The organism is Portibacter lacus (assembly GCF_021533215.1).
GTDB classification, from domain to species: domain Bacteria; phylum Bacteroidota; class Bacteroidia; order Chitinophagales; family Saprospiraceae; genus Portibacter; species Portibacter lacus.
The window spans coordinates 370,830-386,001 of sequence record NZ_JAJNKA010000006.1 but is presented as its reverse complement, the minus strand read 5'-3'; the positions used below and the strand labels follow the sequence as shown (position 1 = coordinate 386,001).

Here is a 15,172-nt window from a genome sequence, read left to right as displayed (position 1 = left end):
ATATTATTGCATATAAGCCTTATTCAGCTTGGAAATTAATTCAAGAATTTCTTCTCTTCCTTTCCTTTTCGTTGATGAAGTTATAAAAGTTTGAGGTAATTCCGTCCATTCTTCCAATAGCTTTTCTTTAATATCCCTCAGATTATCTGTTAATTTCCCCAGTTTAACACCATCTATTTTGGTAAAAACCAACACAAATGGTACGCCTGAGGCACCGAGTTTACTAATAAACTCCCGATCGATTTCCTGCAATGGAATCCTTGCATCAATTAATACAAATGCACACTGCAATTGTTTTCTCGACAATAAATAATGATCGATCATCTTGCTAAACTTCGCTCTATTCTTCTTAGAAACTTTAGCATATCCATAACCTGGAAGATCGACAAGATGCCAAGATTCATTCACCTCGAAAAAATTTATTAATTGTGTTTTTCCTGGCGTAGATGAAACTTTTGCAATTTCCTTTCGATCTGTTATTAAGTTAATCAATGAAGACTTCCCTACATTCGATCGTCCGATAAAGGCGTACTCAGGAAATGTAGAATCCGGACAGGCCGTTTCAGAGGGAAAGCTACCGACAAATTCTAGTGTTTTAATATTCATTTTGTTGCTTCTTATCTTAGCCAAGACATATTAAAGATATATTTAATACAATTGGCATATATGTTGCAAAGTTAAGAAAGGGTTAAAGCATTAAAAGTTAATAAGGAAATAAAAATGTTTTCGTTCGATTTAAGTAACTAAAATAAACTAATTATGAAAAGGACAATTCTGGTTTTATGTGTAGGAATCTTCACTATGAATATGGTTTCAGCACAGTTCGAATACGGATTACGGTTAGGTATGAGTACCCAAGATGTTAACACCGAAGCTTTATCTTTACAAAACAATTCCTTCAGTGATCTTAAAATAAGCCTAGGTGAGGCTTCATATGGTTATCATGTCGGATTATACACACAGTTCAAATTAGCAGGAATCACTATTTCTCCAGAGATCACCCTTAATTCTAATACATATGAATATAGGTTAAATGAGTTTAATGAAAGTGGTGGTGTAGAAAAAATAATTCAAGATCAGTATCAATATGTGGACATACCCATTCTATTCGGAATTAAATTAGGACCACTTAGAGCTTATGCTGGACCAGAAGCTCATTATTTCATTAATAGCTTCTCGAAACTAGCGGATGAAAATGGGTTCGAAGAGCAAGTAACCAAGCTCCAATATGGCGCTATTGCAGGGGCTGGTCTTAATGTAGGCAAACTTCGGTTAGACGTCAGATATGAATTAAACTTTAGTAATTTCGAAGATCATATTCTATATAATAATGAAGGATTAGATTTTAATAGTGATGATTCTAGACTGATTTTCAGCTTAGGATATAAGCTTAATTAATATAGAATCTCCCAAAAAATGTAAGCCCCCACATTTAATAAAAAAAATAATTATTTGGATAGGGGACAAATAGTATCATGAGTGTCTTAAGTATAGAAATAAAAATAGTAACATAATTAAAAAATTTAGTGAGAGTTATAACCTGGTAAGAACTCGTGATTCATTCGCGAGTTCTTTTTTTTGCTCATTTTAATTAGTTGTGTTTTTCCTTGCAATTAAATAGGTTTTCTAAAAACCATTCCGCTCTCTTCCCGTTAAGTATTTCTTTAATTACATTGCAGTCAAATTTTAAATCAAAGTTTATTTAGATGAAAGTTAATTTCTTCCCATTTTCAAGTGTTCCGCAATTATCTAAAAGAGATGTTCAGTTTCAAGAGAATCCTGAATTATTTAAGTCTTTTTTAAGCTTTCCAATTACACTTGAAGCCTTTGGTGGAAAAATGAAAGACCGCAGTAATTATGCAGTAGATAGAAGTTTATTGGTCAATGTTATCAAAGAACAATATGAAAATGCTGGTGTAGCAAATGTACCTACTCAGAATATCGAATCGCTAGCAAATAATGAAACCTTCACGGTAATAACAGCTCACCAACCTAGTTTACTAACTGGGCCATTGTATTTCATATATAAAATCCTGAGTGTGATTAATCTAGCTGAAAAGCTTAATGAAACATATCCAGAATCACATGTAGTTCCTGTTTTTATCATTGGGTCAGAAGACCATGATTTCGAAGAGATTAATCATCTTAACCTTTTCGGAAGAAAGATAGAATGGGAAAATGATGCTCGCGGCCCTGTCGGAAGAATGAAGACCGACACACTGGATCCTGTTCTAGAACAAGTTTATGATATTCTAGGTGATTCTGAAAATGCTGAACAATTGAAAGATTTAATCAAATCTTCTTTCAAAGATGTTGATTCTTACAATGAAGCAGTCTTTAGAATGGTGCATCAATTATTCCATAAGTACAACATTGTCTTATTGGTTACTGACGATAAAGCACTGAAATCAGCATTCGTACCACATATTAAGAAAGAAATATTCGAGCGTCCCTCTCAGGAGCTTATTGTGAAGACACAAGATGCACTTGGCGACCTTGATCTGAAATCTCAGGCACATGCTAGAGAAATTAATTTTTTCTACTTACAAGAAGGACGAAGAGATAGAATAGAATTAGACGGTGAGCATTATAAAGTATTAGAAACAGATCTTAGTTTCACAAAAGACGAGTTAGAAACCGAGATAGAAAATCATCCAGACCGTTTTTCACCTAATGTAGTGATGAGACCGATATACCAAGAAACCATTCTGCCTAACTTAGCTTATCTAGGAGGTGGCGGTGAAATTGCATATTGGACAGAAAGAAAGTCTCAATTTGAGGCATTCAATGTGAGCTTCCCGATCTTAGTGAGAAGAAATTCACTTCTGTTTTTAACAAAATCTGAAACGAAGCAGATGGAGAAATATGAAATCTCTTCTGAAAACTTATTTCAGACGGATGAAGAGTGGGTTCAGCACTATGTCAAATTAAACGCAGGTGCAGAGCTGGAATTCTCTAAAGAATTTGATTTGTTTAATCAAGCGTTCGACCTCTTAGGAGAAAAGGCAGAAGGAATAGATAAAAATTTAGCCCAAGCCATTAAAGCTGGACAAGTAAAGCAGTTCAAGTCTTTCGAACAACTCAGTTCTCGATTGCTTCGAACAGAGAAAGACCGTCATGAAACGGATATTAAGAAGATCCGAAAATTACACGATAAGATTTTCCCAAGTGGTAGTCTTCAAGAGCGAAAAGACAATTTCATTCCTTTTTACTTGAAATATGGCGCAGAATACCTAGATACACTAAAGGCTAATTTGGATCCTTTTAATCCTGAATTTGTCGTGATTTCTGAGTAGTCATAGCTGATATGAAAGCTGCTTGCTTTACATGGATAAAACAAGCTAACATGCAAAGGTCTAGAGTTGCGTCTGCTGTATAATGAAGTGAAAACAATATAAGTGAATTATAGCTTTGGCATCTTTTCTTCTGTCTACCATACAAACAATAGATAACTGGCTAGATCTTAATAAATAGAGATGCTGGCTTCAAACTAGAAAAACAAACTTATTCTATTAAAATGGAACGAACTTATCCCTCCACTACTTCCTCTTCTACATAGGTTTTATCTAAGAGAAATAATAATTCTCCAAGTCGGTCTTTTAATTCTGATCGATCAACTATGAAGTCTAAGAAACCATGTTCTAGTAAGAACTCTGAAGTTTGAAATCCTTCTGGCAATTCTTGTTTGATCGTTTCCTTAATCACTCGAGGACCCGCAAAACCAATTAAAGCTTTAGGCTCAGAAAAATTAATATCTCCTAGCATAGCAAATGAAGCGGTAACTCCACCCGTCGTAGGATCTGTCATTAAACTAAAATATGGAACACCCGCCTTAGACAGTCTGCTTAATTTTGCAGAAGTCTTAGCCATCTGCATCAATGAAAACGCAGATTCCATCATTCTCGCTCCACCTGACTTAGATATTATTAATAGTGGTACTCTATTTTCTATACAATAATCAATAGCTCTCGATATACGCTCCCCTACTACAACACCCATTGATCCTCCGATGAAAGTAAAATCCATCGCCGCTATAACTAATGATTTTTTATTCACTTTTCCTGAAGCAACCGTTATTGCATCGGTTAAGTCTGTTTTCTTCAAGGCTGCTGTTAATCGATCTGTATATTTCTTAACGTCTTCGAATTCAAGCACATCTTTAGAAACGATATCTGAAAACATTTCATTAAAAGTACCATCGAATATCAAGTCAAAATAATCATGTGACCCGATTCTTACGTGGTAATTACAATGAGGACACTTGAAAAAATTCTCAGCTAACTCCTTCCTTGTGGTGGTTTCATTGCACTCCTTACACTTATACCATAGCCCATCAGGTACTTCCTTCTTAAATTTAGTAGCTGTCTGAATTCCTGTCTTTAATCTTTTAAACCAACCCATATATATTTATGTTTCTCGAGCAAAAATATGTTAATTAATTGAATATTATGATCCATATTACAATTTATTGTGATGTAGTCAAATGTAGGAAGCTTTTCTTTCTATATTTGTATTTACAATATAAAATTATAAAAAGGGATGAAATTAGCATTGATAGGTTACGGCAAAATGGGAAAAACAATTCATGAAATCGCTAAAGAAAATGGAGATGAGATTAGCTTTATCATTGATAAAGAGAATGCTGAAGATCTTAAGAAGATCACTGCTGGCAATACAGATGTAGCCATTGAGTTTTCAAATCCTGAAAGTGCATTTAGCAATCTATCGTATTGTATAAATAATAGAATTCCTGTTGTTTCAGGAACAACTGGCTGGTTAAATAAATATGACGAGGTTAAACAATTATGTGAAGAAAAGGTTAGTGCTTTCATGTATGCTTCTAATTTTAGTATCGGCGTGAATGTTTTCTTCGAAGTGAATAAATTCTTAGCTGAGAAAATGAAGAAATACAATGATTACAAATTGTATATGGAAGAAATTCATCATACTGAAAAACTTGATGCGCCTAGTGGAACTGCAATCACGTTAGCTGAAGGAATTATCGAAAAAAATGATAGATTTCAAGTTGTTGAATCGATGGATATCGTTTCCAAGCGTATCGGAAAAACACCAGGAACACACATTATTAAATATGAATCAGAAGTAGATAGCATAGAAATTAAGCATGAAGCAAATTCACGTCTCGGATTTGCAAAAGGTGCATATGAAGCTGCTAAATGGTTAAAAGATAAAAAAGGAGTTTATTCTATTCAGGATATGCTCTTCGGAGAATAAATGATAAAACAACACTCAGTAGACAAAGTTATCGAAACCGCTAGAATAGAAGAGGTCGTAGATGAGTTTGTACACTTAAAAAAGGCTGGAGTCAATTTTAAAGGTAATTGTCCATTTCACAATGAGAAAACACCATCTTTCGTGGTTTCTCCAGCTAAAAATATATATAAGTGCTTCGGTTGTGGTAAAGGTGGAAATCCCGTCCAATTCATGATGGAGCATGAGAAACTAAGTTTTATCGAAGCCATTCGTTGGTTAGCTGCTAAGTACAATATAGAACTAGAAGAAACAGAGCGGACAGATGAGGAAATGGCTCGTATCGATGCCAGGGAAAGTTTATTTATTGTAAATGAATTCTCTAAGTCACACTTCAGCGAAAACCTATTCGAGTCTAATGAAGGAAAAAGTGTGGGAATGTCCTACTTCAAGGAAAGAGGTTTTTATGAATCCACGATTAAGAAATTCGGATTAGGATATGCAGTGCGAGATAGAAGTGATTTATATGAAGCGCTTAAGTCGAAGCAGTATAATATAGAAGTAGCCACAAAATTAGGTGTGGTCAAGGAAAACAGAGATTTCTTTAATGCGCGAGTCATGTTTTCCATTCATAATCTGAGTGGAAAGGTCATTGGATTCGGTGGACGGACCTTAAGCAAGGAGAAAAAGATTCCTAAATACATCAATTCCCCGGAATCTGAAATTTACAATAAACGAAAGACGCTCTACGGCCTGTATCATGCAAAAAATGATATTAGGAAAAAGGATGAGTGCATCCTCGTCGAAGGATATACGGATGTGATCACACTTCATCAGTCAGGATTAGAAAATGTCGTTGCGGCTTCCGGAACATCATTGACCGAAGACCAAATCAGACTGATCAAGCGCTATTCACCTAACATTAAAGTCCTTTTTGATGGAGATAATGCTGGAGTCAAAGCCGCACTTCGAGGGATGGACATGATACTGGCGCAAGACATGAATGTGAAACTGGTTTTACTTCCTGAAGGAGAGGATCCAGATTCTTATTTGAAAAAAGTCGGTGTCGATCAATTTAGAACTTACGCAGAAACAGAAGCTAAGGATTTTATTCAGTTTAAGACTGAAATGTTGATGGCGGAAACGGCGAACGATCCAATTCAGAAGTCTATAGCAGTGAAAAGTATCATCGAATCCATATCGAAGATTCCAGATACACTAAAACGTTCTTTATATATCAAACAATATAGTTCTATATTAGAACTCGATGAGTCGATACTTCACAGAGAATCGAATGAACTCATTAAGGGGGAAATGAAGAAAGAACGGTATAAATCCAAATCTTACCGTGATGAACAGTATGATGAGCCGCCATTTCCTGGAGAACGCAGAGAGCACGCACCACAGAAATCTATAAAAGAACGAAATTACGAATCTGATGAGCATCAAGAAAAGGAGTTGATCAGAATCCTGATCAATTTTGCTAATAAACCGGTCAACGCTGATTCAGAAGCCACCATTCTTGAATTTATATTCGAAAATGTTTCTGATATTCTAGAACGTATCGAGAATCCAGTTTATAAAGCATTGTTAGAAGAATGTAGAAGTGAGTCTGAAAAGGGAACTGTAATTGATGTCAACTATTTCATCAATCACATGAATCCTGAGATTCAGCAACTTGCCATAGACTGCATTAGTTCTCCGTACATCTATGCGAACTGGAGTGAAAAGGGCCTTGAGTTACAGACACAAAAGCCACCAGATGATAATCAAGAGCTGGATGCAGAACAAGTAATCATGCGTCTTCGAGAACGCAAGCTTAGAAAATCGGTTAAAGAGATTAAAGCTGAAATCCTGAAAATGGATACAGAAGACACGAATTACATCTTATATCTGAAAGCTTTTAATAAAATAGAGAGAGAACATAAGGAATTATTGCGTGAGTTAGGGACGGTGATATCTTAAGTTGGCAATTTATTCTTAGGCTTATAATTTTCAAATTTTACAGTTTCATGAAAAAGAAAAACTTGCTAGGTTTCGGTACCGCGGCAATCGGGAGACCACAATACATCAATATTAAGCAAAACGCCTCTTCGGATTTTTCGCTTCCTGCATTCAAGGATCATGCTTTTCAAATGTTAGATCAAGCTTACGATCTAAACATTCTATATTTCGATACTGCTCCTGGCTATGGAATTGCTGAAGACCTGCTCATCGAATGGTTAGAAACAAAAGACGATGCAAGGATCGAAATAGCGACGAAATGGGGATATACTTATGTTGCTAATTTTGACCCTAATGCTAAGATTCATGAGGTAAAGGAGCATTCTTTATCGAAGCTTAATGAACAATGGGAGAAATCACAGGCTCTACTACCCTACTTAACGACTTACCAGATCCATTCTGCAACATTAGAAACTGGCGTCCTTGAGAATGAAGCTATCCTGTATCAACTCTTAGAACTCAAGGAAGAATTCGGGCTTATTATGGGTGTTTCTGTAAGTGGAGCGAATCAAAATGAAATCTTAAAAAAAGCATTTTATGCCGAAATAGGAAGTGTGCAATTATTTGATACTTTTCAAGTAACTTATAATGTCTTTGACCAGAGTTTATCCCAAATGTCTGAACTATTAGCAAGTGATGATAAGCGAATAATCATTAAAGAAGCACTTGCGAATGGACGCATCTTCCCGAATGATCGCTATCCTAACTACACTAAAACTTATGAATTACTGCGAAAACTTGCAGCGAAATATCAAGTTGGAATCGATGCCATAGCACTAAGATTCTGCATGGATAGCATGGACGTATTCAAGGTTTTAAGCGGCGCTTCGGAAGCAACTCACCTTACGCAAAATAACCTAGCTAACACTATTACGCTTTTAGAATCGGAGATTGAACAGTTAAGAAGTTTCGCTATTCCCCCTGATGTGTATTGGTCTGAAAGGAAACAACTGGAGTGGCAATAAAATTGACCTAAAAAAAAGTATCTGAAAAATACTTTCGAGAAAACAGGAGTGCTCTCTCCTACTCTAATGTAAAAAAACCAAACAGCGCAAATTAATGCGCTGTCTGATGATAGTCTAAATCGACCTTTTACAAATTATCTTCAACCTGAACTCAGGTTTCTATATCTTATAACTTAATCCTAGGCTAAAAGTAATGCCTGGGTTAATACTTGTAAATACCTGTGAATCAGCACTAAATGATTCATAAAGACTTTCTCTTTTATCATTTAAAATATTAGACACTTTAAGATCTAGCACTGTTTTCTGCGACGGTCCAAATTTCTTATTGATGCTCAAGTTCAAACTATGAAAAGGTTGGAAATAGATATCAGGAAATAGCCCGGCTCCCACGATTTCCATCGTTCTACCTTTCACATTGTAGAAAAGTCCAAAATCAAGACCATTATCTGGATTTCCATAACTCAATCCTGCATTGATTACATATGGTGCTTGTCCAGCCATTTGTCTATATCGTTTTATGGTTTCTCCCGTCTTTTCATAGGTTTTTCGAGCGTCATATTCTGTATCTGTCATATCTATTCTCGAATCCACTAAAGTAACATTCGTACTGAAGTTGAAATGATTTAATGCACTTGAAACAAATCCAAGATCTCTTCTCATTTCTAACTCAAACCCAAATAAACTTCCATCTCCTACATTTCGAGGCTGAAATTCTGTACTCGTTTGCTGTTCAGGAATTCGCACTAATTCTATAGGATTATCAAAGTTCTTATAAAAGGCACTTGCTGAATAAATCTGTCCATTCTCAAGAAATAATTCCCATCTGAAATCCAGATTGTCTATTCTTGTTTCAGATAACTGACCATCCCAATCTGCATAGGTAAATAAACTACCATTGAAAATTCTATTGGTAATCGGATCTAGAATTTGCGCAAATGATAACTCTTTAAACGAAGGTCGAGCGATCGTCCTTGAATAAGAAAATCTTAAATTCTGCTGATCTGATAATGAATAAACTAAGTTTGCCGCTGGAAAGAAATCCAATGCATCCAAAACTTTCTCATTCTCAAGATTTCTACCATTCACAACATCTCCACTTGCATATCTTTGATCTCTACCAGTGTGACGCTGAACATAATTCTCCATTCTCACACCGATGTTCACTTTTAGATTTTCAATAGGTGTCGCTTCATTACTAATGTAAAATGCAGTATTATTTACATTAGAAGAATAGGAATTCGGATTAGGCGTATTATTTCCTGATTGGTAATAAATGCTATTAGGACTATTAGGGTAAATGTTTTCTGGATTCAATACTGTTGCTGGATCTGGATTAGTCCAATCCTGACCACCGAAAAACTGAATATCAAAGAAAAGGATTTCATAATTCCTGTTTTTGTAAACGTGGCTTCCTCCAAATTTCAATCGAGCATCTTCTCCCCTAAATGTATATTTCTTAGAGATATCAAGCTTACCTATCGCATTTACTTCATCTAAGTTCCTCCATATTCTAGCTGGATTACCTCCTGCACCTGCAATAAATGAAGTATCAACTGCAGTATACGTAAATGCCGTTTTTCTTATATCTGGATCTTGTAAAGTAGAAAGTGTAGGAGCTAATCTCCAGTCAATTTCTAGTCCTGTATTACCCAGTACATGTGTACCTTGTAACATAGCATTTGTCAATCCTCTTTGATTATACTCCAGGTTGTCAGATTCTGCAAAATATCCAGATTGTCCAACTGCCTCACCGTCATTTCGGATATCGAACCTTCCAGCTCGGGTTTCTCCATTCTGAAGATGCAAGGCCGTTAACTTGATTTTATTACCTGCTTGCTTATAAGCCAAACCACCGAACATGCCCACTAAAACATTCTGTTCGCCTATTTCACCATCTTGAATGGTAGCATATCTCAAATCAAATAGATCTGGATCGATGTACCTTTGGTATTCGCCATAGATTACATCATTATAGTACTTGTATTCACTCTTGTAGGATAGTGAAAAGATGTATCCTAATTTAGGACTGTTGAAGCCTCCATTTTTATTACCAAGGGTAATTTGATCTCCATAGGATATTCCTGCGCTGTAATTAACAGGGCTCAATGTTCTTGATACACCTAATTGTGAATCAAAACTATTCACAAAAGTGGAAACTTCCTCTTTCGAAGCGCCACTAATTGGAGTTGGAATTTGCTCAGAAATTGCACCTTCAGGCAGACTTCTTGTTCCATCATCAAATCCTAAGAAATCCGTCTTTCCTCCGTTATAAGTAAGGAAGTCGTTATTCAAGTGCATTGCAGGATTATATCCCAAACTCGCTGATACGCTGAATATTTTTTCTTCTGGGAACTCCTTCGTTTCCAGATTTAAAAGTCCTCCTGTAAAATCTGCAGGAAGATCTGCTGTAAAGTTTTTACTAATTAGAATATTACTAATCAGATTTGTAGGGAAAATATCCATTTGAAGGGTATTTCGATCCGGATCTAATCCTGGAATATCTGCACCATTCAAAGTAGTCTTAGCGTACCTGTCTCCAAGGCCTCGCACATATACATATTTTCCACCCTCTACAGTTACACCAGTAACTCTTTTTGCTGCTTCTACTGCAGTTCCATCACCGGTTAATTCGAATTTTTCAGAGGAAATGCCATCTAACATGGAGATGGATTTCTTCCTTAGTGTCAATAAAGCGGTTTCAGAATGTCTCATCGCCGTTGCGGTCACAACAACTTCTTCTAATTTCTGACTATTTTCTAATAGTCTTATGGTACCAAGTTGAGTTACTTCGCCTTCCTTAACTACAACTTCCTGAATAGTAATGGTCGTAAAACCAATGTATGTAACTTGAAATTCGTAGGTTCCTACTTCTAAAGTAAGTTCAAATGAACCATCGATATCTGTAGAAGTTCCTATCGATGAATCAGTAATTAAAATGTTTGCGCCGATCACTTCGTAGGCATTTGCATCCTCAATTACTAATCCTCTAACGATTCCTGTTTGCCCTGAAAGTACTATTGTACCAAGCAAACAACAGAACGTAATAAATTGTCTCATTAATTTGTAAAATTTAATTTGTAAAAGGTAAAATCTTACAAAAAGATTTCCACGCCGAATAGGCATGGAAATCCTTCCTTATGATTTGTTTTATAATTTTTATAATTCTGCTAAGACTCCACTTTTAGAAGTCCAAGTCCAAGAAAGAACAGAAATATCAGCTTTAGTAGCAGATCCGATTGTTACACCAGCTGGTACTTCACCATTTACATGGTTTGCTAAATTTTCAGCAGCAACATTTATTTCAATTCCTTCAAAAGTTACACCCTCAGCAGTAACTCGGTTGATCATTTGTCCTTCAACAACATTTTTGAAATACAAATTCTTAAGAGATACGATAGAGTTCTCATCCACATTAATTAAATCTTCTGAAACCCTGTCATCGCTTGAAGCTAAGATTGATCCATTTTGAATAGTATGACCAGCTTTAGCAGAACCTTCAGGTCCATCTAATTCGAAACAGTGACCTGTAGGTGTAACGACTACGAAGTTATCTAGTGTTCCATTCCATGATTGATCCGTATCGATTCCGTCATCGCCTACATTCCATACTGCAACATTTGTAACATTTACAGTACCACCAAACCACTCGATTCCATCATCTTGATTAGCAACTATTTCAATGTTATCTACTACAGTTCCTGATCCAACTCCACCTAGCGTTAAGCCATTGATTTCGTTTCCAGATCCGATGTTTGATCCACCATGTCTGATTGAAACATATTTAATAACTCCAGAATTATCTTCTGGATCATTTCCTCCGTAAAGACCGTTTGGATCAGATGTAGGAACACCTTCTATTTGTACTTCTGAAACATCACCATTGTCATTAGATGCAGAAATAGGAGCATTTCCTAAAACGATTACACCTCCCCAAAGACCATTAATGTCTGGATCTAAATTTGGACTTGCTACGTTTCCATTAGCAATGTCTTCACCAGTCAATTCATCCGCTATGGATGTGAATACGATAGGCAAGTCAGCACTTCCTTCTGCCATCAGTTTTCCACCTCTTGCAATTAAAAGAGCAGTTGCATTGGCTCCAGTTCCAGCTTGTCCTTTAATTACAGTCCCTGGTTCAATAGTCAATGTAGCACCACTTTCTACTGATATTCTTCCTCCTAAAATGTATGTTCTATCCGCTGTCCAAGTCACATCTTCTGTAACGTTAGTAGTCAATAAGATTTCAGTAACTTCTGCTCCAACATTAATTACAGCAGTTGCTTCATCATCTTGGTTTTCTGAGTCCGTTACTACTAAAGTAATAGAAGCAGCACCACTTGTGTTTCCAGCATCAAAATTAATAGTAACAGTATTTCCACTAACATCTCCAGTTGGGTTAGCTATAGTTACCCCATTTCCTGTAGCTTGATAAGTAGCTGTTAAATCTGCATCTACACTTGTATTAAAAGTGACAGATAATCCAGTTGCTCCACTCTGAACATTCATCACTGAAGATGGTGCTGAAACAGACGGTGCATCATAAGTTGAATTAGCTTCTTCTTTCGTACAAGAGAATAATACAGTTACACATAGTGCAAGTAAAGAAAGTATTCGAATTTTCATTTTTAATTGTTTTTATTTTTCACAAATGTAAGTGCACCACGTTATCGACATATTTCACTTATGTTAAGTAATGGTTAAGAAAATTCAATTTCTATGTCCAATATTAACCCTATGTTATTACATCATTAACTTATCTACCACTTCTTGAATATGAGCCCTGTAAAAGTGATATTTGAAGTAGAAACACACAATGACATATGATACAATCACTAGAAAAACCAGATATATTGGATTTTGACAATTTGAAATGTAAAATCCTTCTTGTCGATGATGAGCAAGATATTCTAGACATGCTTGGTTACAATTTAACTAAAGAAGGTTTTGAAGTATTTTATGCCCATAATGGCCAAGAAGCTATAGAGAAGGCTCAGGAAATTCGTCCTGAATTAATCGTACTAGACATAATGATGCCTCATATGGATGGTGTAGAAGCTTGCAAAAGGATTAAAGCTATTCCTGAATTACGTAGCGTGATGGTAGCATTTCTTACCGCAAGGTCTGAGGAATATTCAGAAATAGCATGTCTGGAGGCAGGAGCAGATGATTTCATTAAGAAACCTGTGAGACCTCGATTATTTATTACTCATATGAAGGCTCTTTTCAGAAGATACTTAATGGTTAATGAAATGGGGGAATCTTCTTTAGTGATCAGAGGGAATCTAAAATTGAATTTGGATACTTATCAAGCGTTCAGAGATCAGGAAGAAATCAGTTTAACTAAAAAGGAATTCGACCTATTAAATCTACTAATGTCAAGACCTGAAAAAGTATTACTTAGACAAGAGATCTATAGAATCATCTGGGGAAATGATATCATGGTAGGAGAAAGAACGATAGATGTACACATCTCTAAACTACGTGAGAAAATAGGACATGAACAGATCGTAACGGTTAAGAAAGTAGGTTACCGTTTTGTAGAGTAAGTCATGCTCAGCGACACTTAGGATTACCACAATGAGACACTTCATATAGCGACTAGCGCAGATGAGAAGTGTAGTATTTATTAAGTAAAGAGTTTCTTCTCGGCATATTAGTGTCGAGAATGTATTAAAACTACTGTTTTCGATACTTTAGTAGCGTGTTTTTTTTACGAGGATAAAGCCTCGAAAACATCTTAAAGAATCCGTCGGAATACCTAATTTTGACTACGAAAGTAGTAACAAAGCATTTGCTAGTAATCATGTTTCGACTTCTTCTCGGCATAAATGCAAAAGCCCATTGACCACCGCCAACTTACCACAAAAAAAGCCCGATCGAATGTAAATTTGATCGGGCTTTTTAAGTTTTACTTATTCTTTTCGATACAATTAAGATCTTCGAAAGCTTGAATAACTCTCTTAACTAGAGATTGTTCAGCATGTCTCAACCATTTTCTTGGATCGTAGTATTTTTTATTCGGCACATCGTCTCCATCAGGATTTCCAATTTGCGCTTGCAGATAGTCTTTGTGCTTTTTGTAATAATCATGAATTCCATCCCAAGTAGCCCACTGTAAATCAGTATCAATATTCATTTTCACAGCTCCGTATTCGATTGCTGCTCTAATGTCTTCTCTACTTGAACCTGAACCACCGTGAAATACAAAATTGATCGGATTATCACCTGTTGAGTGCTTCTTCTGAATAAACTCTTGGGTGTTTTTTAAGATTATTGGTCTTAGTTCAACATTACCAGGTTTATAAACTCCATGAACATTCCCAAAAGCAGCAGCTACCGTAAATTTGTCATTTACTTTCATTAACTCCTCATAAGCATAATTCACTTCTTCTGGTTGCGTATATAATTTAGAACTATCTACATCACTATTATCCACACCATCTTCTTCTCCACCAGTTACACCTAATTCTATTTCTAGTGTCATCCCTAAAGGATCCATTCGTTCTAAATATTGCTTACTGATTGCGATATTTTCTTCTAATGGTTCTTCAGAAAGATCGATCATATGAGAACTAAAAAGCGAATGCCCATTCTTTTCGTAATGTTTTTCATTAGCATCCATCAGACCATCTACCCAAGGTAAAAGTTTCTTAGCACAGTGATCTGTATGCAGAATTACTGTTACACCATAATGTTTTGCTACTTGCTCTACGTGCATAGCACCTGATACAGCTCCTATAATTGCTGCATTCTGTCCGTCGTTAGAAAGAGATTTCCCTGCGTAAAAAGATCCACCTCCATTAGAAAACTGTACAATTACAGGCGAATTAACAGCTGCTGCTGCTTCTAATACAGAGTTAACCGAATTAGTACCAACAACATTTGCTGCAGGCAAGGCGAAATTGTTTTCATTCGCATAGTTCAGTAATTCAGTAACTTCATCTCCGTGAAGTACTCCTGGTCTAAATTTTGTTTTGTTAGCCATTATTTAA

Annotated in this window: 11 protein-coding genes; 6 read left to right on the top strand and 5 right to left on the bottom strand. The window is 36.0% G+C overall.

What is annotated here, in order from left to right; all coding sequences use genetic code 11:
• Positions 1-3 precede the first annotated feature (3 nt).
• Positions 4-606 (bottom strand): ribosome biogenesis GTP-binding protein YihA/YsxC, encoded by a 603-nt coding sequence (gene yihA / locus L2586_RS12835; RefSeq protein ID WP_235293308.1) that lies wholly within the window; start codon positions 604-606, stop codon positions 4-6.
• Positions 607-759: 153 nt separating this feature from the next.
• Between yihA and L2586_RS12830 the strand changes: the two genes are divergently transcribed.
• On the top strand, positions 760-1,398 hold the full coding sequence (locus L2586_RS12830) for a porin family protein (RefSeq protein WP_235293307.1): 639 nt from the start codon (positions 760-762) through the stop codon (positions 1,396-1,398).
• Positions 1,399-1,706: 308 nt separating this feature from the next.
• On the top strand, positions 1,707-3,296 hold the full coding sequence (gene bshC, locus L2586_RS12825; protein WP_235293306.1) for a bacillithiol biosynthesis cysteine-adding enzyme BshC: 1,590 nt from the start codon (positions 1,707-1,709) through the stop codon (positions 3,294-3,296).
• Between the two features lie 232 nt (positions 3,297-3,528).
• On the opposite strand, the gene accD is transcribed toward bshC, so the two are convergent.
• Positions 3,529-4,401: an acetyl-CoA carboxylase, carboxyltransferase subunit beta gene (gene accD, locus L2586_RS12820; protein ID WP_235293305.1), complete on the bottom strand. Its 873-nt coding sequence runs from the start codon at positions 4,399-4,401 to the stop codon at positions 3,529-3,531.
• A gap of 138 nt (positions 4,402-4,539) precedes the next feature.
• Here accD and dapB point away from each other — a divergent pair, with 138 nt between their 5' ends.
• Genes dapB through L2586_RS12805 form a run of 3 tightly spaced genes read left to right on the top strand, consistent with a single transcriptional unit; the run spans position 4,540 to position 8,180 of the window.
• On the top strand, positions 4,540-5,235 hold the full coding sequence (gene dapB / locus L2586_RS12815; RefSeq protein WP_235293304.1) for a 4-hydroxy-tetrahydrodipicolinate reductase: 696 nt from the start codon (positions 4,540-4,542) through the stop codon (positions 5,233-5,235).
• The gene (gene dnaG / locus L2586_RS12810; protein WP_235293303.1) at positions 5,236-7,176 is read left to right on the top strand and encodes a DNA primase; all 1,941 of its coding nucleotides are present in this window, start codon (positions 5,236-5,238) and stop codon (positions 7,174-7,176) included.
• Between the two features lie 47 nt (positions 7,177-7,223).
• A complete protein-coding gene (locus L2586_RS12805) occupies positions 7,224-8,180 on the top strand; it encodes an aldo/keto reductase (protein WP_235293302.1) in 957 nt (318 codons plus the stop codon).
• A gap of 159 nt (positions 8,181-8,339) precedes the next feature.
• On the opposite strand, the gene L2586_RS12800 is transcribed toward L2586_RS12805, so the two are convergent.
• Together L2586_RS12800 and L2586_RS12795 are read right to left on the bottom strand one after the other, a co-directional pair.
• The gene (locus L2586_RS12800; protein WP_235293301.1) at positions 8,340-11,237 is read right to left on the bottom strand and encodes a TonB-dependent receptor; all 2,898 of its coding nucleotides are present in this window, start codon (positions 11,235-11,237) and stop codon (positions 8,340-8,342) included.
• 99 nt (positions 11,238-11,336) lie between these two features.
• The gene (locus tag L2586_RS12795; protein WP_235293300.1) at positions 11,337-12,803 is read right to left on the bottom strand and encodes a hypothetical protein; all 1,467 of its coding nucleotides are present in this window, start codon (positions 12,801-12,803) and stop codon (positions 11,337-11,339) included.
• Positions 12,804-13,000: 197 nt separating this feature from the next.
• On the opposite strand from L2586_RS12795, the gene L2586_RS12790 reads away from it, so the two are divergent.
• Entirely contained in the window at positions 13,001-13,726 is a 726-nt protein-coding gene (locus L2586_RS12790) for a response regulator transcription factor (RefSeq protein WP_235293299.1), read from the top strand.
• A gap of 362 nt (positions 13,727-14,088) precedes the next feature.
• Here L2586_RS12790 and fbaA read toward each other — a convergent pair whose 3' ends face one another.
• The gene (gene fbaA / locus L2586_RS12785) at positions 14,089-15,165 is read right to left on the bottom strand and encodes a class II fructose-bisphosphate aldolase (RefSeq protein WP_235293298.1); all 1,077 of its coding nucleotides are present in this window, start codon (positions 15,163-15,165) and stop codon (positions 14,089-14,091) included.
• Positions 15,166-15,172 lie beyond the last annotated feature (7 nt).

What these genes read in the sequence shown, in the direction of transcription:
- accD (WP_235293305.1), bottom strand. Translation starts at nt 4,401, where the DNA reads ATGGGTTGGTTTAAAAGATTAAAGACAGGAATTCAGACAGCTACTAAA.
- L2586_RS12790 (WP_235293299.1), top strand. Translation starts at nt 13,001, where the DNA reads ATGATACAATCACTAGAAAAACCAGATATATTGGATTTTGACAATTTG.
- L2586_RS12830 (WP_235293307.1), top strand. Translation starts at nt 760, where the DNA reads ATGAAAAGGACAATTCTGGTTTTATGTGTAGGAATCTTCACTATGAAT.
- L2586_RS12800 (WP_235293301.1), bottom strand. Translation starts at nt 11,237, where the DNA reads ATGAGACAATTTATTACGTTCTGTTGTTTGCTTGGTACAATAGTACTT.
- L2586_RS12795 (WP_235293300.1), bottom strand. Translation starts at nt 12,803, where the DNA reads ATGAAAATTCGAATACTTTCTTTACTTGCACTATGTGTAACTGTATTA.
- dnaG (WP_235293303.1), top strand. Translation starts at nt 5,236, where the DNA reads ATGATAAAACAACACTCAGTAGACAAAGTTATCGAAACCGCTAGAATA.
- bshC (WP_235293306.1), top strand. Translation starts at nt 1,707, where the DNA reads ATGAAAGTTAATTTCTTCCCATTTTCAAGTGTTCCGCAATTATCTAAA.
- yihA (WP_235293308.1), bottom strand. Translation starts at nt 606, where the DNA reads ATGAATATTAAAACACTAGAATTTGTCGGTAGCTTTCCCTCTGAAACG.
- fbaA (WP_235293298.1), bottom strand. Translation starts at nt 15,165, where the DNA reads ATGGCTAACAAAACAAAATTTAGACCAGGAGTACTTCACGGAGATGAA.
- dapB (WP_235293304.1), top strand. Translation starts at nt 4,540, where the DNA reads ATGAAATTAGCATTGATAGGTTACGGCAAAATGGGAAAAACAATTCAT.
- L2586_RS12805 (WP_235293302.1), top strand. Translation starts at nt 7,224, where the DNA reads ATGAAAAAGAAAAACTTGCTAGGTTTCGGTACCGCGGCAATCGGGAGA.